This window comes from Sunxiuqinia sp. A32 (assembly GCF_052690465.1).
The window spans coordinates 147,403-168,699 of the sequence record NZ_JBQYLI010000006.1 but is presented as its reverse complement, the minus strand read 5'-3'; the positions used below and the strand labels follow the sequence as shown (position 1 = coordinate 168,699).

At 37.5% G+C, this 21,297-nt stretch carries 20 protein-coding genes and 4 tRNA genes; 17 read left to right on the top strand and 7 right to left on the bottom strand.

The genetic code is table 11. The annotated features are described in order from the left end of the window. The first annotated feature begins 386 nt into the window (after positions 1–386). On the top strand, positions 387–1,127 hold the full coding sequence (locus ACUNWD_RS08270; RefSeq protein ID WP_445587321.1) for a nitroreductase family protein: 741 nt from the start codon (positions 387–389) through the stop codon (positions 1,125–1,127). Positions 1,128–1,135: 8 nt separating this feature from the next. On the opposite strand, the gene ACUNWD_RS08265 is transcribed toward ACUNWD_RS08270, so the two are convergent. Genes ACUNWD_RS08265 through ACUNWD_RS08245 form a run of 5 tightly spaced genes read right to left on the bottom strand, consistent with a single transcriptional unit; the run spans position 1,136 to position 5,492 of the window. Beyond that, on the bottom strand, positions 1,136–1,849 hold the full coding sequence (locus tag ACUNWD_RS08265) for a LytR/AlgR family response regulator transcription factor (RefSeq protein ID WP_445587320.1): 714 nt from the start codon (positions 1,847–1,849) through the stop codon (positions 1,136–1,138). Next, positions 1,846–2,892, bottom strand: coding sequence for a sensor histidine kinase (locus ACUNWD_RS08260; protein ID WP_445587319.1), 1,047 nt, complete (start codon positions 2,890–2,892; stop codon positions 1,846–1,848). Before ACUNWD_RS08260 ends, ACUNWD_RS08265 begins: the two co-directional genes overlap by 4 nt. After that, on the bottom strand, positions 2,892–3,602 hold the full coding sequence (locus ACUNWD_RS08255; RefSeq protein ID WP_445587318.1) for a glycosyltransferase family A protein: 711 nt from the start codon (positions 3,600–3,602) through the stop codon (positions 2,892–2,894). Before ACUNWD_RS08255 ends, ACUNWD_RS08260 begins: the two co-directional genes overlap by 1 nt. Beyond that, a complete protein-coding gene (locus ACUNWD_RS08250; RefSeq protein ID WP_445587317.1) occupies positions 3,595–4,689 on the bottom strand; it encodes an Ldh family oxidoreductase in 1,095 nt (364 codons plus the stop codon). Before ACUNWD_RS08250 ends, ACUNWD_RS08255 begins: the two co-directional genes overlap by 8 nt. Positions 4,690–4,733: 44 nt before the next feature. After that, positions 4,734–5,492 carry an SDR family NAD(P)-dependent oxidoreductase gene (locus tag ACUNWD_RS08245; protein WP_445587316.1) on the bottom strand — a complete coding sequence of 253 codons (759 nt, stop codon included), beginning with the start codon at positions 5,490–5,492 and terminating at the stop codon, positions 4,734–4,736. A gap of 108 nt (positions 5,493–5,600) precedes the next feature. Here ACUNWD_RS08245 and ACUNWD_RS08240 point away from each other — a divergent pair, with 108 nt between their 5' ends. The 4 genes from ACUNWD_RS08240 to ACUNWD_RS08225 all read left to right on the top strand — a co-directional run bounded on the left by ACUNWD_RS08240 (position 5,601) and on the right by ACUNWD_RS08225 (position 9,787). Beyond that, complete coding sequence (locus tag ACUNWD_RS08240) at positions 5,601–6,641, top strand: AIR synthase-related protein (protein WP_445587315.1); 1,041 nt, start codon at positions 5,601–5,603, stop codon at positions 6,639–6,641. Beyond that, positions 6,641–7,363: a bifunctional demethylmenaquinone methyltransferase/2-methoxy-6-polyprenyl-1,4-benzoquinol methylase UbiE gene (gene ubiE, locus ACUNWD_RS08235; protein ID WP_445587314.1), complete on the top strand. Its 723-nt coding sequence runs from the start codon at positions 6,641–6,643 to the stop codon at positions 7,361–7,363. Before ACUNWD_RS08240 ends, ubiE begins: the two co-directional genes overlap by 1 nt. 81 nt (positions 7,364–7,444) lie before the next feature. After that, positions 7,445–8,227: a type IX secretion/gliding motility protein PorT/SprT gene (gene porT / locus ACUNWD_RS08230; protein ID WP_445587313.1), complete on the top strand. Its 783-nt coding sequence runs from the start codon at positions 7,445–7,447 to the stop codon at positions 8,225–8,227. A gap of 6 nt (positions 8,228–8,233) precedes the next feature. Beyond that, the gene (locus ACUNWD_RS08225; RefSeq protein ID WP_445587312.1) at positions 8,234–9,787 is read left to right on the top strand and encodes an NAD(P)/FAD-dependent oxidoreductase; all 1,554 of its coding nucleotides are present in this window, start codon (positions 8,234–8,236) and stop codon (positions 9,785–9,787) included. A gap of 55 nt (positions 9,788–9,842) precedes the next feature. Here ACUNWD_RS08225 and ACUNWD_RS08220 read toward each other — a convergent pair whose 3' ends face one another. Beyond that, complete coding sequence (locus ACUNWD_RS08220; protein ID WP_445587311.1) at positions 9,843–10,616, bottom strand: TrmH family RNA methyltransferase; 774 nt, start codon at positions 10,614–10,616, stop codon at positions 9,843–9,845. 87 nt (positions 10,617–10,703) lie between these two features. On the opposite strand from ACUNWD_RS08220, the gene tamL reads away from it, so the two are divergent. After that, positions 10,704–13,043 carry a translocation and assembly module lipoprotein TamL gene (gene tamL, locus ACUNWD_RS08215; protein WP_445587310.1) on the top strand — a complete coding sequence of 780 codons (2,340 nt, stop codon included), beginning with the start codon at positions 10,704–10,706 and terminating at the stop codon, positions 13,041–13,043. 61 nt (positions 13,044–13,104) lie between these two features. Here tamL and ACUNWD_RS08210 read toward each other — a convergent pair whose 3' ends face one another. Then, on the bottom strand, positions 13,105–14,121 hold the full coding sequence (locus ACUNWD_RS08210) for a class II fructose-bisphosphate aldolase (protein WP_445587309.1): 1,017 nt from the start codon (positions 14,119–14,121) through the stop codon (positions 13,105–13,107). A 242-nt stretch (positions 14,122–14,363) separates the two neighbouring features. On the opposite strand from ACUNWD_RS08210, the gene fbaA reads away from it, so the two are divergent. The 11 genes from fbaA (at position 14,364) to tuf (ending at position 21,296) form a co-directional block, all read left to right on the top strand. Next, on the top strand, positions 14,364–15,443 hold the full coding sequence (fbaA, locus tag ACUNWD_RS08205) for a class II fructose-bisphosphate aldolase (protein WP_445587308.1): 1,080 nt from the start codon (positions 14,364–14,366) through the stop codon (positions 15,441–15,443). 129 nt (positions 15,444–15,572) lie between these two features. Beyond that, positions 15,573–16,925, top strand: coding sequence for a sodium-dependent transporter (locus ACUNWD_RS08200; protein ID WP_445587307.1), 1,353 nt, complete (start codon positions 15,573–15,575; stop codon positions 16,923–16,925). Between the two features lie 62 nt (positions 16,926–16,987). Further along, positions 16,988–17,887, top strand: coding sequence for a helix-hairpin-helix domain-containing protein (locus ACUNWD_RS08195; RefSeq protein ID WP_445587306.1), 900 nt, complete (start codon positions 16,988–16,990; stop codon positions 17,885–17,887). A gap of 137 nt (positions 17,888–18,024) precedes the next feature. Next, positions 18,025–18,216, top strand: coding sequence for a 30S ribosomal protein S21 (rpsU, locus tag ACUNWD_RS08190; RefSeq protein WP_445587305.1), 192 nt, complete (start codon positions 18,025–18,027; stop codon positions 18,214–18,216). 41 nt (positions 18,217–18,257) lie between these two features. Next, on the top strand, positions 18,258–19,142 hold the full coding sequence (locus tag ACUNWD_RS08185) for a tyrosine-type recombinase/integrase (protein ID WP_445587304.1): 885 nt from the start codon (positions 18,258–18,260) through the stop codon (positions 19,140–19,142). An 18-nt stretch (positions 19,143–19,160) separates the two neighbouring features. Continuing rightward, positions 19,161–19,463 (top strand): ribosome hibernation-promoting factor, HPF/YfiA family, encoded by a 303-nt coding sequence (gene hpf, locus ACUNWD_RS08180; protein ID WP_445587303.1) that lies wholly within the window; start codon positions 19,161–19,163, stop codon positions 19,461–19,463. Positions 19,464–19,635: 172 nt separating this feature from the next. Beyond that, positions 19,636–19,709 (top strand) — tRNA-Thr (locus ACUNWD_RS08175). A gap of 34 nt (positions 19,710–19,743) precedes the next feature. After that, positions 19,744–19,829: transfer RNA gene (locus ACUNWD_RS08170), tRNA-Tyr, on the top strand. Positions 19,830–19,908: 79 nt separating this feature from the next. Further along, a tRNA-Gly gene (locus ACUNWD_RS08165) sits at positions 19,909–19,981 on the top strand. Positions 19,982–19,999: 18 nt separating this feature from the next. After that, positions 20,000–20,071, top strand: a tRNA-Thr gene (locus ACUNWD_RS08160). Between the two features lie 37 nt (positions 20,072–20,108). Beyond that, positions 20,109–21,296, top strand: coding sequence for an elongation factor Tu (gene tuf, locus ACUNWD_RS08155; protein WP_445587302.1), 1,188 nt, complete (start codon positions 20,109–20,111; stop codon positions 21,294–21,296). The last annotated feature ends 1 nt before the right edge of the window (position 21,297 follow it).

The following is a 21,297-nucleotide window of genomic DNA, read 5'->3' as shown; positions in this document are numbered from 1 at the left end:
GAGGCCAAGTGGTCTCCCTTTTTTTATCTCTTATTGGTTACTATTACAAGAAAAATGGAATAGTAAAAAAGGGATGACGCCAGTTGTAATGGTGTCATCCCTTTTTTATAAAATTTGGCAAAAAAATTCCCCCAGGGGTGCTTGGGGGATTCTTTGTTCGTAAATAATCAGTAAGTTACGAACACTTCAACAATTTTTGATGGATAATGCAAATTAGATCGTTTTGGATTGATGGGCAATACGTAAATTTACCTAAAAGTTAAATAAATTATTGCTACGTATAGTTGAATTAAATGCCTATAAGGTCGGTCTTCTATTACTTTCTCAATCTTTATTATCTTTGCCTAATTCTTAAAAACAATCGTAAAATTAGATCATAAATAATAATGGAATCTCTATTCAATCATAAATCAATTCGGAAATATAAAAATAAGGATATCGAATCGAAATTGCTGGATAAGGTACTTGAGGCGGGAATGCGCGCATCAAATACCGGGAATATGCAGTTATATAGTGTCATTGTTACCAAAGATGAGCAAAATAAGCAGATGATGGCTCCATTGCACTTTAATCAGGGAATGGCTACTCAGGCTCCAATAGTGTTGACGATATGTGCAGACGTAAACAGGTTTAATAATTGGTGCAAGCTTCGAAATGCAGATGCTGGGTATAATAATCTCTTGTGGTTTGTAAATGCGACTATTGATGCAATGCTGTTTGCTCAGAACATTTGTATTGCTGCTGAATCTGAAGGTTTAGGAATTTGTTATTTGGGAACCACCTTATATAATGCAAAAGAGTTTATAGAAACACTTAAATTACCAGAAGGAGTAGTGCCTTTAACTGCTATTACGATGGGGTATCCGGATGAAGATCCCGCATTGGTCGATAGATTGCCTTTAGAAGCCATTTTGCACCACGAAACATATCGAGAGAACACTTCATTCACGATTGAGAAATATTACAGAGAAAAGGAGCTATTGGAGATTTCGCAAAAGTTTGTGGAGGAAAATGGAAAGCAAAATCTCGCACAGGTGTTTACAGATGTTCGCTATAAGAAAGCCGATAATATATTCTTTTCAGAAAAACTCGTAAAGACATTAAAAGATCAGGGATTCGATTTATAGGAGTTGGATTACTTTATTAGTCTTTTATCAATAATCTCTTGAAATGCATGGCGGAAGATGTTACCGACTGGTATTTTTTGATTCCCAATTTCCACTAAATTTCCGGTGACAGCTTTTATTTTATCCAGACGAATGATAAAGGATTTGTGAATTCGAAAGAAATCAGATTCAGGTAATAATTCTTCCATTTTTTTCATTGAAAGATTCGTTACTAAATGACTCTCTTTCAAATGTACTTTGATATAATCTCCGAGTCCTTCAATAAAATAAATGTCTGATATTTCAACTCGAATAGTTTTTTTATTGGCCTTGATGAAAATGTAATCTTCTTCAGTGCCATTATTTTCGCTTTTAGATTTTAGCAGGGAAAGTTGTTCTTCAGCTTTCTGGTAGGCTTTGAAAAATCGTTCAAAAGAAAATGGTTTTTTCAAGTAATCTAAAATATTCAATTCATAGGCTTCAAGAGCATAATCAGTATACGCTGTTGTTAAAATTACCTGCGGAGCATTTGGGAGATTCTTAAGGAAGTCAAGTCCAGAGATTCTGGGCATGTTTACATCCAGAAACATTAAATCAATACTTTCTTCTTTTAATACAGAACTTGCCTCAATCGCATTGTTGCAAGTCCCAACAATGGTAAGATTTGGAATGTCTTTAGCATATTCTAAAATGACCTGTTGAGCCAAAGGCTCATCATCAACTATTAAAGCACGTACATTCATAGTTTATCTTTTAGGGTAAGTTCTAAGACCACTTTAAAGATATTTTCTTTTTTTATGATATCCAGTTTATATTCTTCTTTTTTATATAGATACTCAAGCCTTTTTTGTGCATTTTTCAATCCTATTCCGTGCGCCTTGTCTTTTCGTACTATGCTGGTTGGCTCATAATTATTTTCCACTTCAAAATATAACTTATTCTCATTGATTTTGAGGTCAATATTGATGAATGAATCTTCAGAAATTGATTTGCTACTATGTTTGAATGCGTTATCAATGAACGGCTCAAAGATTAAAGGAATGATCAGTTTGTTTTTCACCTCACCCTCAAGATTGAAATTAATCGCTACTTTATTGCTAAGCCTTATCCGTTGAAGTTCAATGAAATTTTTGACGAATTCGACTTCTTTTTTCAGTGAGATATAATTTTCTCTGGATTCATAAAGAACATGCCGCATCAGATCTGAAAGTTTTAAGATCATTTCCGGAGCTTGTTTCGAATTCACGAGAGACAATGAGTAAATATTATTCAGGCAATTAAAAAGGAAATGGGGATTAATCTGTGATTTAAGGGCGCTTAACTCAGCCTCCAATTTTTCACGTTCAACTTTGTTGTAACGAAGCGAGATATCTTGAAGGTGTAGCCAATCTTTTACGAATTTGATAAGGGAAGTAACTCCAACATAAACAGCGGCTGTAAAAAAGTATGAAGAATATAACTTTCTGGAAATTTCATAATTCACTGTATAATCCAGTAAAAGAATAATTATCGTTGATGAAGCTGCAAGCGTAATCAATAACCAAAAGGTGTAATATATATAGTTTTTGGTCTTTAAAAAATGTGGAATTAGCAATAATAAGTTGAGATAAACTGCAAGGGCAAATCCCAGGTTTGGAATAATCGCTCTTAGAAATACGACAGGAGTATAAACCATCTGAGCATCTGAAGCTACATAGAAAGCCCAAAGTGCAAATGCAAAACTACAGATCCAGAAAAGAATGTGACCTGCAATTCTTAGGCGTTGATAGTTGGTAGAAAAAGCCATCAGATACGGTCTTTTCGTTTTATAAGCTTTTGATAGTAATATTTTACAGGATTGGTATACTTAAGTTGTTTCCATGGCCTGCTACTGTGTGGCATATGCACCACCGGTAAATTCGTCAGTAAATAGTTATTAAAACCCATCGATTTTGATTGTCTGGATATAAATACATCGTACCAATCCTTTTCTCTGGATAATTCCTCAAAAGAGAAGCTTTTCAGCAGATCAGGGCTTAGCAATGTGCAGCAGAAACTCAAACTATGAGAGGTGTTTACTAGTTGCTTTTTTTCGTTCTTAAAATTCAGATAGGGGAAGTTTATTTGTCCGGATTCATCGGTTGTAATGGCTCCAACCATCCCACATTTTGCAAGTTTCTGGCTATGTTTTAGCATGCTGGATAAAGTATCCTTTTTTACTAAAACATCAGACTCCACAATTACAAGTGGAACATTATTTTTCAATGCTTCTTTCTGAGCTATTTGTAAAACCAGGTTGTAGTTTGGAGACGGAGTTGGTGTAATTTCCTCGAGATTAACTAGCTCGTAGTTGTATTTACTTTTATTAGCCTCCAGAACACCTTTGGTTTCTTCAGAACTAAAGTCATTATAGATAATGTGCCGATTCTCCCCCTCTGCATTGGCAATACACTCAATCGTTTGCAGCGTTGTTTCAATGGAATCTTTAACTGGTGTAATGACTAATAAATCAGGCATGTTGTTCTGGATTAAAGTTGTATTCAAATTGTTTTGCCAACCGATGAAGATCTTCTACTACCGCTTCCTGAAGAGGTACACCTTCTTCTAATCTCTGTATTGTTAGCTCCCGTTCAGGATCACCTGGAATCAATACTTTTTTATCAGCCTCTATTGTTTCAGCATTTCTAAATGTTTTAATCCAGTTATCCATATGAGATTTAAATTCACCAGCAGGTCGAAATGCATCAATACGCATGGCACCAAGGAAATGACCAATGCCGTCACCCACAGGATCATTTGGAGGATCTAAGAAAGCAACAAATGGAGGAACCCAAGGTCCATAATTAGCACCGGATAGTATTGCTGAAAAAATGTCAACCATGGCTCCCAAACAATAACCTTTATGTCCGCCATGAAGTCGGTCTCCACCAAGAGGCAGCATTGAGCCTCCGTTTTTTAGAGCGAAAGAATCTGTTGTAGGCAAACCATCTTTATCTTGCGCCCATCCCAATGGAGCATCTTTTCCTTCACGCTGAAGAACTTCTAATTTCCCATTAGCAACAGTTGTCGTTGCCATGTCGATGATAAAGGGAGGTTCGTTCAAAGCAGGAATAGCAACTGCAATTGGATTGGTTCCTAAAAAACGGCTTTTAGAAAATGTTGGAGATACCAGTGGACTCGCATTTGTCATTGAAATACCGATCATGTCTTCTTCCAAAGCCATCATTGCATGGAATGCAGCAATGCCATAGTGATTAGAATTTTTCACGGCAACCCAACCTGTTCCAGCCTGCTTCGCTTTCTTTATTGCTAATTTCATCGCCTCCGGAGCAGTGACCAACCCTAATCCTAAGTCTCCATCAATAACTCCGGTAGATGGAGTTTCATGCACGACTCTAATATTGGGTTGTGCATTCAATCTTTTTTTCTCCCAAAGTCTAATATATCCCCCTAATCGAGCGACGCCGTGAGAATCAACACCACGCAGATCAGCCTGGTTTAAGCATTCTGCAGCTACTTTGGCCTGATCAACAGGACATCCCATTCTCTCAAAGATTGCTTGAGTAAAATTTTTTAGATATTTTGAATCAACAAGAACTGACATAAATAAATTATTTCAACAATAATAATTCAACCTTTCACTATCAACTACTCATTCCGAAACACGTCTCTGGCAGATGCCTGTGATATGGGCATGATCAACAAATCATCGATATTGACATGTGCTGGCCTTGAGATCACAAAGTAAATACTTTCTGCAATGTCGCGTGCATTTAATGGTGTAAAACCTTCATATACTTTATCTGCTTTTTCCTGATTGCCTTTAAAACGCACTGTCGAAAATTCAGTTTCTACCGCTCCGGGACTAATGGTTCCGACTTTAATATTGTGAGGCGCGAGTTCTATGCGCATTGATTTACTAATTGCCGATACAGCGTGTTTTGTTCCGCAATACACCGAACCCATTGGATAAGATTCTTTTCCTGCAATTGATGATATATTAATAATATGTCCTTGCTTGCGTTTAATCATCCAGCCAGAAACAAGTTTCGAAACATATAAAAGGCCTTTTACATTTGTATCGATCATCGCTTCCCAGTCATCAACATCTGCTGTATCGATAGATGCAAGACCAGCTGCTAATCCGGCGTTGTTAATTAGCACATCAATTGCTTTCCATTTTTCTGGCAAACTATTAAGTGCCTGATCAGTTTCTGATTTTTTTTGAATGTCAAAGTTCAATGTTAATATCTCACAGCCTTCTTTTATAAGTTCTTCTTTCAACAGTTCTAACCTGTCTTTTCGTCTTCCTGTTAAAATAAGATCAAAATTATTTTTTGAAAGAATTCTGGCTGTCTCCAATCCAATACCAGCAGTAGCGCCAGTAATCAGGGCTATTTTCCTCATGGCAAATAAATTTTGTATTCTTGAGTGTAATTAAAAATTCCTTTTTTCTTCGGAAAAATCAACTACTTGACTATTTTTGTTTTCACAATTTCCTTGAAAATATTGAGTATGGCCGAACTAATTCAAAAAAATACAGAGTCTTCTTTGATCGACCAGGTTGAAGAACCCAAAGATATGAATGATATCGTTTTTAACCTAATGGTTAATCCAAACCTAACTCCTGTAAATTATTTTAATGATTTCAGCGAAGAAGGGTTTGAAGTTGAAAATCTTTCAGGTAAAGAGAACGATGAAAGTGGGATTTTTATTTCAGATAATGGTGCGTTGATGGCGATGACCACTCATGCACTGCATCATCACCTTGAAAGTGATCCTCAAACTGCAACCGAAATTTTGATTAGTCGTGCTGCCCGCAGAATGATCTGTCAGGGAGTAAAACCGCAAGCAGTAAGTGCTTTCTTATATCATATCAATATTGCTAATCCCAATGGGCAGGTTATTGCTTCAGGTGCCAAAAAAGGACTTGAAAATGCGGCTCAGAAGTTTGGTTTAAAAGTTTCGGAGCGTAAAATTCGATTTGATTCTTTTTCGGCTCATGGGCCAATCTCTCCAACTATCATCATAAGTATGGTGGGGAGTGTTCCGGATAAGGATAAACTGGTAACTCATCAATTAAAGAATAAGGGCAACGATATTTTTGTAATTGGAAAGTCTCACGAAGATATTAACTCATCAGAGTATCTCGAGTTTTATCATGAGATCAATGATTCACCACTACCGGTGTTTGATATTAACGTGGAAAGTCGATTGCATGAAGTTATGCGTCAGTTGGTAGATAAGAAATTAATTAGTTCAGCCAGCCCCGTTGGAAAAGGCGGACTGTTTTTCTCACTCATGCGTGCAGGAATGCCTGTTGGTTTGGGATTCGATATTACCACGGATGCAGAAATTAGAAAAGATGCGTTCCTATTCGGAGAGTCTATGGGACGAATAATTGTCGGCGTACCAAAAGATTTGGAAGACGATTTTGTTGATTTCATGCAGGGAACTAAACTTCCTTTCTTCACATTGGGGCATGTTACTAAAGGCGAAGTTCGAGTTGATGACGAGTCGCTCGGATATATTGATAAAATGATACCAAACGCTTAATGGCCGTATCTCCATATCGGAATTCTGATAAGAACAAGAAGCAGCAAGTTGAGCAGATGTTTGACAATATTGCTCCTAAGTATGATTTCCTGAATCATTTTTTGAGTTTGGGGATTGACAAACTATGGCGCAAAAAGGCAGTGCGTATTTTAAGTAAATACAAGCCTGAACGAATTTTGGATGTTGCAACCGGAACGGGTGATTTTGCCGTAACTGCTGTCAAAACTGGTGCAAAGGAAATTGTAGGCTTCGATTTATCAGCTGAAATGATAAAAGTAGGTGAGCAGAAAGTGAAAAAGCTTTCTTTGGATCATCTTATCCATTTTCAGAAAGGTGATTCTGAACAAATGCCATTTGAAAATGGTTCGTTTGATGCAATAACTGTTGCATTTGGTGTAAGGAATTTTGAGAATCTGAAAGAGGGACTAGCTGAATTTAACCGGGTATTAAAACCGGGAGGTGTTGCTGTCGTACTTGAGTTTTCCAAACCCCGATATTTCCCATTCAGGCAATTATATAAATTTTACTTTTTTCATATCTTGCCGTTTGTTGGTGGTTTAATCTCAAAAGATTCTGCTGCGTATAGTTATTTACCTGAATCGGTAATGGCATTTCCGGACGATCAGGAATTTTTAGATATCATGAAAAAGCAAGGTTTTGTTTCTACTACTCAAAAGCGTTTAACTTTTGGTATTGCAACTATTTACCTGGCGGTAAAATAAAACCTGACGGTTGGAATGGTTGGCAGGCAATATTTTCTTATAATTGTGGTTTTGATAAAGGAACCAATTTAATCTTATTGTGTGAAAAAGCTAGTTGGCATCATATTTTATTTGTTGATTTTGATTCCTGCCTTTGCTCAGCGGCCTAAGGTTAAGAACCTCACAACCTTTGATGATAAGAAATTACACTTTGGTTTTACAATCGCAATAAATACTCTCGACTTTGGACTGGAGCACTGGACACCAATCGGAAATAATCCTGCTTTTGATGTCACCGATTCAAATATTCCGGTTGATTCGAGGTATCAGGGAGAGTTGCCTGTACTTGCGACTGATACAGTTCGTTCTGACATCAAAACGTTGGTTCCCGGATTAACAGTGTCTATTGTGAGTAACCTTCGTCTGGGCGAGTATTTTGACCTTCGTTTCTTGCCGGGGCTTTCGTTTGGTGAGCGCCGATTGATATATAATGTTCCGATCTACGATAATAATAGTGTTGAAATCATCGATGAATATTTCTCGGTGAAGACTACATATATTGATCTGCCGCTGTTATTAAAATATAAATCCAGTCGTGTTAATAATCAACGCCCTTATCTAATTGCGGGTCCTGCATTTAGAGTTGATATTTCCAAAACTGGTGTAGAAGACTTGATTCGGGTAAAACGCGGTGGTTTTTACATTGAAGGAGGAGTTGGTTGGGATACTTATCTTCGTTTCTTTAAGTTGTCTGTTGAATTGAAAGCCAGTTTGGGAATTGGCAATAAGCTAAATGAGGCTGGTCAGGATCAACGCGCCTATTATACGCATGCTATCAAGGAACTTACTTCCAACGTATTTACACTTAGTTTCCATTTCGAATAAATTGAATTGAAGAAAGATTTAAATATATCATTGACACCCAAACAGGCGTCTGATGAGGCTTTGTATCGATCTGTTGTTGCTTCAAAATTGGGCGTTGCCGAAAATGAAATTTCAGCATTGGTTGTTCGCCGTAAGTCAATTGATGCACGCCAAAGGCAGATTAAAATAAACATGGCTGTGCGTGTTTACATGGGTGAGGAGCCGGAAGTTTTCACTAAAGAATACCATTATCCATCCGTTGAAAACAAGCAGCCTATTGGAATTATTGGTGCGGGCCCAGCCGGATTGTTTGCCGCTTTAAGGTTGATAGAACTTGGATATAAACCAGTTCTTTTTGAACGAGGAAAAAATGTTAGCGACCGAAAAAGAGATATTGCTAAAATTCACAGGAAACATCTGGTTGATCCGGATTCGAATTATGGATTTGGAGAAGGGGGAGCAGGAACGTTCTCTGATGGCAAACTTTATACCCGTTCGAAGAAGCGGGGGAGTGTTCAAAAAATTTTAGAGGTGCTGGTTCAGTTTGGTGCTGATCCTCAAATTTTGATTGATGCCCATCCTCATATTGGAACAAATAAGTTGCCAGGTGTAATCACTCGTATTCGTGAACAAATTATTGCTTCAGGCGGTGAAGTGAAATTTAATAGCCGGGTGACTGATTTAGTTATCAAAAATGGCGAGTGTAAAGGATTAAAGCTCGCAACTGGTGAGCAATATGAATTTAATGCGTTAATTCTTGCGACAGGACATTCAGCTAGGGATATTTATGAAATGCTCTATAGAAATGGAGTAAATCTTGAGGCAAAGACTTTTGCTGTTGGTGTGCGTGTTGAGCATCCACAGGCATTAATTGATTCTATTCAATATCATCAACCTAGTCGAGGACCTTATTTGCCGGCAGCCAGCTATTCATTTGTTGAGCAGGTAAACGATCGGGGAGTGTACTCGTTTTGCATGTGTCCTGGTGGTTTTATTGTTCCTGCAGCGACTGCACCTGGAGAATTGGTTGTCAATGGGATGTCTCCTTCTCAACGAAATTCACCTTTTGCCAATTCCGGTTTAGTGGTTGAAGTTAGACCTGAAGATTTGAGAGAATTTCAGCAACATGGTGTTTTTGCTGGTTTGGAATTTCAAAAGCAAGTTGAAAAACTTTGTTTCATGATCAATGGGAATACGCAGTTTGCACCCGCTCAGCGAATCGCTGACTTTATAGATGGTAAAAAGTCACAAGACTTGCCTGAGTCGTCTTATCGCCCGGGTTTAATTGAAGCATCATTGCATGCTAAACTTCCAAAACGAATTGCGTCGAGATTACGTGAAGGGATCATTCAAATTGATAAAAAGGCGAAGGGTTTTCTTTCAAATGAGGCAATTGCAGTTGGTGTGGAATCCAGAACGTCATCTCCATTAAGAATACCGCGTAATGAAGATACCTTGCAGCATATTCGAGTAAAAGGACTGTATCCATGCGGAGAAGGTGCAGGTTATGCCGGTGGAATTGCTTCCTCTGCAATCGATGGGGAGCGGTGTGCAGATGCGTTGGTGCAAAATATTCGGTAGCTAGTTAATCCAACTCAAAAGTGGAGACTTCGAATTAGAAGAAAATAGTAGCTGCTTATTTCTTTATCGTTCTTCTTTTGAATTCTGAGCAACATATCGAGGTAGCAACAGCAACATTTAATGATTCAGAACCATTTTCTTTTCCAGCAAAAGAGGGAATGTGAATTTTGTGGTCGATAAATCTTTCAATTTGTTCAGAGATTCCATTTCCTTCATTGCCCATAACTAAAATGCCATTTGGGCTTAATGGAGATTGATAAATATTTTCTCCTTCAAGAAATGCACCGTAAACAGGTATGTCCAAATGATTGGCTTTTAATAAGCTTTCTTCCAGGTTTAAATAATGAATTGAAGTGCGAAAGATGGCTCCCATGCTTGCCTGTATAACTTTGGGACTGAAACAGTCAGTTGTATTTTGGGAGCAGATGATGTCCCTAATTCCAAACCAATCAGCGATTCTGATGATCGTTCCCATATTCCCGGGGTCCTGAATAAAATCAAGAGCCAGAAATAATTTGTCTGTTGCTTTTTGTAAAGATAATTCAGGTGTTGGCATTTTTACCAAAGCCAAAGCTTGCTGTGGATTTTGTAATAGGCTTGCCTTTTTTATTTCATCTTCAGAACATTCGATAAGCTCACATTGCAAATTTTTATCCGCAAAAAATCGATCTGAGAATTCAGGAGTCGCACAAATCATTTCAATTCCGAAGTCGGAATCAATACTTTCCAAAACGATTTTATTTCCTTCAACCAGGAATAACTGTTCCTGATCGCGCACTTTTTTTCGGGAAAGTGATTGGATAAATTTTATTTTATTCTTACTTAGCATCAGATGTGGCAAACATTTTGTAAAAATATAAAGCGATTGGCATTTATTTGCGGATGATACTGATTATTTTTGTTGAAATATTAATTTATGACGATAGGCAAAACAAAAACATATTTGAGTGAAGCACTGGTTGTGCTTATTTTTTTGCTTTTGCTGGCATCTTGCTCCTCGTCTCGTTTTGTACCCGAGGGACAATATTTGTTAAATGATACGGATATTGAAATAGATAATCGCTCGATCAACCGGGAAGATCTCAAAACTCATATTCGACAAAAGGAGAATCTAAAAATTCTTGGTTTTATAAAGTTTCACCTGGCGCTTTACAATCTTTCATCAAAGAAGAGTAGTAAAGGATGGTTAAAACGAATTGGAGAACCACCAGTTGTCTATGAAGATTATTTGACCCTAAGAACCAAAGATCAACTTCAATCCTATTTAAGTAACAAAGGCTATTACAATGCTGCAATCAAGGATTCCTTGGTGAAAAACGAACGAAAACAAAAGGTGAATGTAAAATATATCATCGAGGCTGGTATTCCGTATAGAATTCGAAACTACAGTTACAAGATTTTAGATCCTCAGCTTCGACCTCTGTTGATGGCTGATACGGTTAATCAAATAATAGGCAAAGGTGATATATTTGATGTTGATGTATTAAATGCTGAACGGGAACGCCTCACTTCTTATTTTAAAGATCACGGGTATTATAACTTTACAACTGATCATATCCAATATGTTGCTGATAGTACCTTGCGAAATCATCAGGTTGATCTGGAACTTGAGATTTTGGATAATGATTTGGAAAATGAATTTGACTCAATCGTTTCTCATAAAAAATATCAATTTCGAAATTATTTAGTGAATCCTGATTTTGTTCCACCGCAGCTTTCAAACAGGAGGCAGTTGAAAAATGATACTTTAGCTGTGGATAACTACAGGTTCTTTTTTCATGATGAGCTACGATATAAACCAATTGTTTTCAAAAACCTTAACAGGATGCCGGATAGTACCTACTATTCGTTGCGGAATGTTGAGAAAACGTATCGTGCCTTAACTCAGTTACGCCAGTTTAAAGTGGTCAATATTAATTTTACTGAGTTGGATTCGATGGTTGATGAGAATACTGGTTTGCTGGATGCTAATTTTCAGCTGTCGGCTCTTCCTCGTCAAGGATTTTCAGTTGACCTGGAAGGAACCAATTCTTCCGGCAATTTGGGTGTCGCTGGTAATTTGAATTATCAACATCGGAATTTATACAAGGGAGCTGAAATATTTAATCTAAACCTAAAAGGCGCTGTTGAGCGACAACAGGCTTTCATCAATGAAAATAATTTGGATTTTAATACCCGTGAGCTTGGTATTGAAGGCTCATTGAATATTCCCAAATTCTTAAGTCCGCTAAAGAGTAAAAGGTTTTTCAATTTTCAAATACCACAAACAAGTGTTAGTCTGGGGTATAATTTTCAACAACGCCCAGACTATACAAGAACCGTCACAAACTTGAAGTTTGGGTATAATTGGAAAACATCGATATATCGAAGTCACTATCTTAATCTCGTTGACTTTAACTACGTAAACTTATACGAGTTTAATGAGGATTTTATTAATTCGATCAAAGATCTTTATATCAAAAGTAGTTTTACCGATCACTTAGTGTTTGCACTTAACTATACCCTAATTGATAATACTCAAAATTTAAGTCGAAGAAGTAACTATCGGTATTTTAAGTGGTCCGTTGAGTCCGCGGGGAATTTACTTTCTGCATATACCAAACTTATAAATAAAGATGAAGTGTCAGAGCGGGATTCGGTCACCAATCAGTTGATTAGTTACCAGGAAGTACTGGGGACCCGTTTTGCGCAATATCTGAAGACCGATTTTGAGTATAGGTATGGATATATGATTGATAAATATAACTCGCTGGTTGGGCGTGCGTTTTTAGGGATCGGATTGCCCTACGGGAATTTTGACGTTCTTCCTTTTGAAAAGAAATACTTCTCGGGAGGTGCAAATGGTATACGGGCATGGCAGGTTCGCTCGCTTGGACCAGGAACGTATAAGGCACCTGCCGGAGCATATCCAAATCAGTCTTCAGATATTAAGCTAGAAGCCAATCTGGAATATCGTTATCGTTTCGTGGGACCTGTTGAAGGTGCTTTGTTTCTTGATGCTGGAAATATCTGGGCAATCAATGAAAAAGATAATCGCCCGGGTGCGCAGTTTCGATTTGATCAATTTTATAAGCAGATTGCTGTAGGAACGGGCATGGGGTTTCGGTTCGATTTTACCTACTTCATTTTTCGTCTTGACTTGGGGATGAAGTTGATTGATCCAGCACTGGAAGAAGGTAAGCGTTTCATTATTGGCAACTATCCAATTAAAGGTGAACATTTCAACCTTGCCTTTGCTATTGGCTATCCATTCTAAAATTTACACAAAAAAAAGGATGACTAAAAAGCCATCCTTCAGTATATATTTCAAAAAAATACTATGCTAATTCTTTTTCAACACTAGCTTGGTTCGCAGAACCTAGAACGTTGATGTTTTTATGCATGTATAATTTTTTCAGTTCTTCACGAGCCGGTCCTAAATATTTACGTGGGTCAAATTCACTTGGATTTTGAGTAAATACTTTGCGAACAGCAGCAGTCATTGCCAAGCGACCATCTGAATCGATGTTGATTTTACAAACAGCAGATTTTGCAGCTTTTCTCAATTGCTCTTCAGGAATACCAACAGCAGCAGCTAATGAACCACCGTTTTCATTGATTTCATTCACATATTCCATAGGAACTGAAGAAGAACCGTGAAGTACGATTGGGAAACCAGGAATGCGTTTTTCAATTTCTTCCAAAATCTCGAATTTCAATGGTGGTGGAACCAATACTCCATCTTCGTTTTTAGTACACTGCTCAGGAGTAAATTTGTGAGCTCCATGAGAAGTACCGATAGAAATTGCCAATGAATCAACACCAGTGCGTTTTACAAAATCTTCAACTTCTTCAGGTTTTGTATAAGTTGATTCTTCTGCAACAACGTCATCTTCAACACCAGCTAAAACACCTAGTTCACCTTCAACAGTTACACCATTTGCGTGAGCGTATTCAACAACTTTTTTGGTTAATTCAACGTTTTCTTCGTAAGAGTGATGAGATCCATCAATCATTACAGAAGAGAATCCGCTGTCGATACAATCTTTACACAATTCGAAAGTATCACCATGATCTAAGTGAAGAACAACAGGAATGTTTGAACCCAATTCTTTTACATACTCTACTGCACCTTTTGCCATATTTTTAAGCAAAGTTGCATTTGCATATTTACGTGCACCTGAAGAAACTTGCAGGATTACTGGAGAATTTGTTTCAACACAAGCTTGAAGAATTGCTTGCATTTGTTCCATGTTATTGAAGTTGTAAGCAGGAATAGCATACCCACCGTCAACAGCTTTTTGGAAAAGCTCTTTTGTGTTTACGAGCCCTAAGTCTTTGTAACTAACAGCCATATCATTAAAAATTAGTTGATAAAAATGCGTTTAAAAATTGGTTTTTTATATATTTACACTTACCCGAAAAGTAAAGTGAAGGTTTTTTTCAAAACCGCGACAATATTAGGAATAATTAAGCACTTAGCGGACGAAAGTTCATGGTGAGTTTTTTATTTTAAAAAAACCTTAACACATTGTCATGAACATTTTTCCACTTTGCAAGTTTTGGGTGTAGTTGATCATTAAAACTTAAAATAAAAATGGGAAAAATTTCAGATCAAATTAAAGTTGGAGTTGTTACTGGCTCTGATACACAGCTGCTATTTAGCATTGCCAAAGAAGGCCAGTTCGCATTGCCAGCAGTGAATGTTGTAAATTCCAGTTCTGTAAATGCTGTTATGGAAGCTGCAAAATTGGTTGACTCTCCCGTCATTATTCAATTTTCAAATGGTGGTGCTCAGTTTTATGCGGGTAAGGGACTAAAATTGGATGGACAAAATGCTCAGATTGCCGGAGCTGTTGCCGGAGCAAAATATATACATGAGATGGCTGAGTTGTATGGGGTGCGTGTGATTGTTCATACAGATCATGCTGCAAAAAAATTATTGCCCTGGATAGATGGTTTATTGGATGCAGGTGAAAAGCACTATGCTGAAACCGGAAAACCACTGTTTTCTTCGCATATGTTGGATTTGTCTGAAGAACCAATTGAAGAAAATATTGCTATATGCAAGGAATATTTGGCTCGAATGAGTAAAATTGGAATGACACTGGAAATTGAATTAGGTGTAACTGGTGGCGAAGAAGATGGTGTTGACAACACTGATGTTGACAACTCATTGTTATATACTCAGCCAGAGGAAGTAGCTTTTGCTTACGAAGAATTGAGCAAAGTAAGTCCTAACTTTACAATTGCGGCTTCATTTGGTAATGTACATGGTGTTTATAAGCCAGGTAATGTGAAGTTGACTCCTAAAATTTTAGATGACTCTCAAAAGTATATTGCTGAAAAGTATAAAACGGAAGATTCAAAACCAGTGGATTTTGTTTTTCATGGAGGATCAGGTTCAACAGTTGACGAAATTCGTGAAGGAATTTCCTACGGTGTGATTAAAATGAACATTGACACAGATACTCAATGGGCTTATTGGGATGGTGTTCGCAAATTTGAAGCCGAAAATCATGATTATTTGCAAGGACAAATTGGTAACCCAGGAGGTGATGATAAGCCGAACAAAAAGTATTACGATCCACGGGTGTGGGTGAGAAAAGGTGAGGAGTCGATGATTGCCCGACTTAAATCTGCTTTTGAAGACCTAAATTGTATTGGCAAAAATTAATTTTAATATTATGCAATAATGAAGACCCTTCAGTTTGAGGGGTCTTTTTTTTTCTATTAAGACAAATAATTCGTTTTTTTACCTACTCAATATTCTTAAGTATCTGATTACAAAAATTATTTTAGGCAAATGAAAAATAAAAGGGCAGAGTTTTCAAGTACGTTTGGTGTGATTGCAGCAGCTGCCGGATCGGCTGTGGGATTAGGAAATATTTGGAAATTCCCTTATATAACTGGAGTTTATGGAGGTGCTGCTTTTTTGTTTGTTTACTTGGGATTTATACTGGCTATTGGGCTTCCAGTGATGTTGTCAGAGTTTATTATTGGACGGAAATCAAGGAAGAATGCGTTTGGTGCATTTAAAAAGTTGGCGCCAAAATCTCTTTGGCAATTTGTTGGCATTTTAGGAGTAGGTGCAGCTTTTATGATCTTGGCATTTTATGGTGTCGTTGCCGGATGGAGTATTGAGTATATGTTTTCTGCGGCAATGGATGGGTTTTCCGATAAAAGTCCGGATCAATTAGGGTCTATGTTTGGTACTTTTATCGAATCACCATTAAAGCCCGTATTTTTTCAATTAATATTTATGGTATTAACAGGTGCTATCGTAATTGTTGGTATTAAAGATGGGATTGAAAAAAATGTCAAAATATTAATGCCAATTCTGGTAGTAATAATTATTGTCCTTGATATTCGCGCTATAACTCTTCCCGGGGCAAAAGAAGGCTTAAAATTTCTCTTTCATCCGGACTTCTCAAAGTTGACGGGAGAAGGTGTTTTAAGCGCGTTGGGGCATGCATTCTTTTCATTGAGTCTTGGCATGGGGACACTTATAACTTATGGGTCCTATATTGACAATAAGAATAACCTGCTAAGAACTGCGGTGCAAGTTACTACTGCCGATACCATGATAGCCATTTTAGCTGGTGTGGCAATATTCCCGGCTGTCTTTGCTTTTGGTATTGAACCAAGTAGCGGTCCCGGCTTGGTTTTTATTACTTTGCCAAATGTATTTCAACAAATGCCTGGAGGGTATATCTTTTCAATTTTATTCTTTTTACTCTTAACGGTGGCTGCTTTAACTTCTTCTATCTCAATTTTAGAAGTGGTCGTTGCATATTTTCATGAGGAGCTGAAAATGAAAAGGAAAGTAGCTACAGTATTTGCAACTATTCTAATTGCGCTTCTTGGAATAATATGCTCACTGTCTATGGGGATATTTAAAGATTACCTCTTTTTTGATTTGAACTTCTTTGACCTGATGGATTGGATTTCAGCAAACTTGCTTCTTCCTCTTGGAGGTTTATTTATTTCGTTATTTATCGGCTGGAAATTTGGCAGGAAAAAAGTTCGTGCAGAAATAGAAAAAGGGGGAAGTATTTCCGAGTTGTTTCTTTCAACTTTCATGTTTTTGGTAAAGATTGTCGCGCCAATAGCAATTGCAATAGTTTTCCTTAGTGGTATAGGTTTGCTGAAGATCTAAGAACTGTATCCATTTTTATATCATAATTATTTGTTGTAATTTTCAGGAAAAACCACCCTGAAATGAACTTTCGTAATATCATTCGCGAGTATTTTACTTTTACAAGAAATGAAAGAATTGGCTTAATTGCATTAATCATTTTAATTGTGCTAACAGGTGCTGCAAATCAATTAATTTATTGTTTTGAGAAGCCCCGGGAAGCAGACTTATTAGCCTTTCAAAACCAGATTGCCAAATTTGAGTCCGAAAAGCAACTAGTAGAACAGGATAATGAAAAAAGAAAAACGTTGTTTTCGTTTGATCCAAATGAAATTGATTCTCTTCAGTTAGATAGCTTAAACTTGCCACCGCAAGTGAAATGGAACTTACTAAAGTATCGAAAAAGTGGAGGTGAGTTTTATAGGCGTGAAGACATTCAAAAAATATATGGGATGACTGATTCTGTATATTCGGCAATTGGTCAGTATGTTCGCATAAATAAGCGCCAAACTAATCAATCAAGTCAATCCGCGGATAATAAGCACACATCTTTCAAAAAAGAGAGTGTTGCCCAACCTAAGAAAAAACTTGAAATTAATGGGGCAACTGAAGCCGATTTTAAAACGTTGCGTGGAATTGGAGATGTGTTGTCGAAAAGGATTGTTAAATACAAAAATTTACTTGGTGGTTATTATCAGGTAGGTCAACTTTGTGAAGTCTATGGTTTGCCAGATGAAACACTTTCTGAAATACTGCCACTTATCGAAGTTGATTCAACTAAAATTCAGAAAATTAATGTCAATTTCGCCAGTAAAAGAGAATTGGCTGGTCATCCCTATTTGGGGTGGGAAGAAGCCCAAGCTCTAGTTGACTTTAAAAGTAAGGTTGGGTTTATAAATGATATAAATGAGTTGCGTGATGAAAATTTGCTTTGCGATTCAATTTATATTAAGATTTTCCCCTATCTTAAAACCAAAAATTAACTGTGTTTGTTATGAAATATAAACGGGTTCAATATGCATCTATCTTTTAATTTTAAAATTTTTGTAATAAATTTGATTAATACCATAGAATTCATAAATTTGCGGCTCAAAAAATTAACAGTTTTAAATAAAACAGAATGATCGTTATTCCAGTTAAAGAAGGCGAAAATATCGAAAGAGCCCTGAAGAGATTCAAAAGAAAGTTCGAGAAGACAGGCGTAATTAAAGAATTACGTGAGAGACAAGCTTATACGAAACCTTCTATTTCAAGAAGAGTTGAGATTAAGAAAGCAATCTATATTCAACAACTGCAACGCGAGGAAGACTAGTAAGATTAGTCTGATTCCTGTATGCTATTAACGATATATCGATGCCCTATCAGGAATCGTTTCTTAAATATTTGAAATTCGAGAAAAGGTGTTCAGCACACACGGTGACCGCCTATAAGAAAGACCTCGATCAATTTGAAGAGTTTTTATTCAAAACGGTCGGGGATTTTGACGTCTTAAAGGTTGATCCGAAAATGGTCAGGAGTTGGATTGTCGAGATGATGAGCCATGGCGTTACAGCGAAGACAGTCACCCGGAAAATTACAGCTCTAAAATCGTTTTTTAAATTCTTAATGCGACAAGAGTATTTAGAGGTAAGTCCTGTTGCTGCAATTTCGACACCAAAGATCCCGAAAAAACTTCCTTCGTTTGTTGACGAGAATCATTTGCATATTTTGCTTGATAATGGAAATTTTGGAAATGATTTTGAAGGATTAAGGGATAAGATGATTTTAAGTTTGTTTTATGGGACTGGTATTCGTCTTTCAGAATTGATTAATTTAAGAGATAGTGATTTCCAAAAGAGCGAATTTCTTGTAAAAGTACTGGGTAAAAATAATAAGGAAAGAATCGTTCCTTACCCACGAAGTTTGAATCAGTTGATTGAGGAGTACATTCAGGTTCGAGACCAGCAGGTCGAAAACGGAGAGGTGTTCTTCTTTTTAACCAGCAAGGGGAAAAAAGCATACGAGAAATTAGTTTATCGGGTTGTTCACAAAAACCTGAGCTTGGTAACAACATTAGAAAAAAAGAGTCCACATATTTTGAGGCATAGTTATGCTACTCATTTATTAAATAGGGGTGCAGACTTAAATGCCGTCAAAGAGTTGTTGGGACATGCAAATTTAGCAGCCACGCAAGTGTATACACACACTTCGATGGAGAAATTACAAAACGTATATAAACAAGCTCACCCTAGAGCTTAAATTAGAGGAGGAAAAATTATGGATATTAATGTGCACGCAGTTCATTTTACAGCTGATCAAAAATTAGTTGATTTTGCTACGAAAAAAATTAGCAAGCTGGATACTTTTTTCGAGGGTGTTATATCAGCAGAGTTGATTTTGAAAGTTCTTAAGCCTGAGGCTGCTGAAAATAAGGTTGCAGAGATTAAACTTTCTATTCCTTCTAAAGATTATTTATTTGCAAAAAAACAAGCTGACAGTTTTGAAGAAGCTATCGATTTATCTGTGGATGCAATTCGCCGACAACTCACTAAATTCAAGGAAAAACTCAAGGAAAAATAATTTCAAAAAAAACTTCAATTCTTGTGAATTAATTAAAAATATTTATACATTTGCAAACCCTTTTTGGACAAGTCTCTGGTTTGCCGGAGATTATGAGCTGTAAGTCCCCGAAAACAAGCTTAAATGAACGTTTGCCGGGGATTTGACATGAAAATTTGAAGGGGCGGAATTTGCCGAATTAGCTCAGTTGGCCAGAGCACGTGATTTGTAATCTCGGGGTCCCCAGTTCGAATCTGGGATTCGGCTCGTTAGAAAAGTTCTAAAGATATTAAAGCGGTATGGGGAGATACCAAAGTGGCCAACTGGGGCAGACTGTAAATCTGCTGGCGCACGCCTTCGTAGGTTCGAATCCTGCTCTCCCCACCAGGTTGAAGACCTAGATAACAAAATAATATGATTCTGAATTAGGAATTTGATACTTGTGATTTAGGAAACGATCAAAGTTGCGGGAGTAGCTCAGCTGATAGAGCATTAGCCTTCCAAGCTAAGGGTCGCGGGTTTGAATCCCGTCTCCCGCTCAATTTTGAAGAACGTTCGCCGGGGTAGCTCAGGGGTAGAGCGCATCCTTGGTAAGGATGAGGTCACGAGTTCAATTCTCGTCCTCGGCTCAGATTAGATTGAATAAATATTAAAATAATAATTGTTATGGCTAAAGCACATTTTAATAGGGATAAGGACCATGTTAACATTGGTACCATTGGCCACGTTGACCACGGTAAAACTACCCTAACAGCAGCTATTACTACAGTATTAGCAAAAAAAGGTTTCTGTGAAGTAAAATCATTCGATTCTATTGACAGTGCACCTGAAGAAAAAGAACGCGGTATTACAATTAATACTGCTCACGTTGAGTATCAAACAGCAACTCGTCACTACGCACACGTTGACTGTCCTGGACACGCCGACTATGTGAAGAATATGGTAACTGGTGCTGCTCAGATGGACGGTGCTATTATTGTAGTTGCCGCTACTGATGGTCCTATGCCTCAAACTCGTGAACACATCCTTTTGGCTCGTCAGGTAAACGTACCTAAATTGGTTGTTTTCATGAACAAAGTTGATATGGTTGAAGACCCAGAATTGTTAGAACTTGTTGAAATGGAAATCCGCGAATTGCTTGATTTCTATGAATTCGACGGTGATAATGCTCCTGTAATTCAAGGTTCTGCTCTTGGTGCATTGAACGGAGAACCAGAATGGGAAGAAAAGGTAATGGAATTGATGGAAGCTTGTGATACTTGGATTCCACTTCCTCCTCGTGATATCGATAAGCCATTCTTGATGCCTGTTGAAGACGTATTCTCAATTACTGGTCGTGGTACTGTTGCTACTGGTCGTATTGAAACTGGTCTTGTTCACACAGGTGATGAACTTCAGTTGATCGGTTTAGGTGCTGAAGGTCGTAAGACTGTATGTACTGGTGTTGAAATGTTCCGCAAAATTCTTGATGATGGACAAGCTGGTGATAACGTAGGTTTGTTGCTTCGCGGTGTTGATAAAAAAGAAATCAAACGTGGTCAGATTTTGGCTAAGCCTGGTTCAATTACTCCTCACACTAAATTCAAAGCTGAGGTTTATGTATTGAAGAAAGAAGAAGGTGGTCGTCACACTCCATTCCACAATAAATATCGTCCTCAATTCTACTTACGTACTCTTGACGTAACAGGTGAGATTACTTTGGAAGAAGGACGTGAAATGGTAATGCCTGGTGATAACGTTACTATCACTGTTGGTCTTATCTATCCTGTTGCCTTGAATACTGGTCTTCGTTTCGCAATTCGCGAAGGTGGACGTACTGTTGGTGCAGGTCAGGTAACCGAGATTTTAGAGTAAT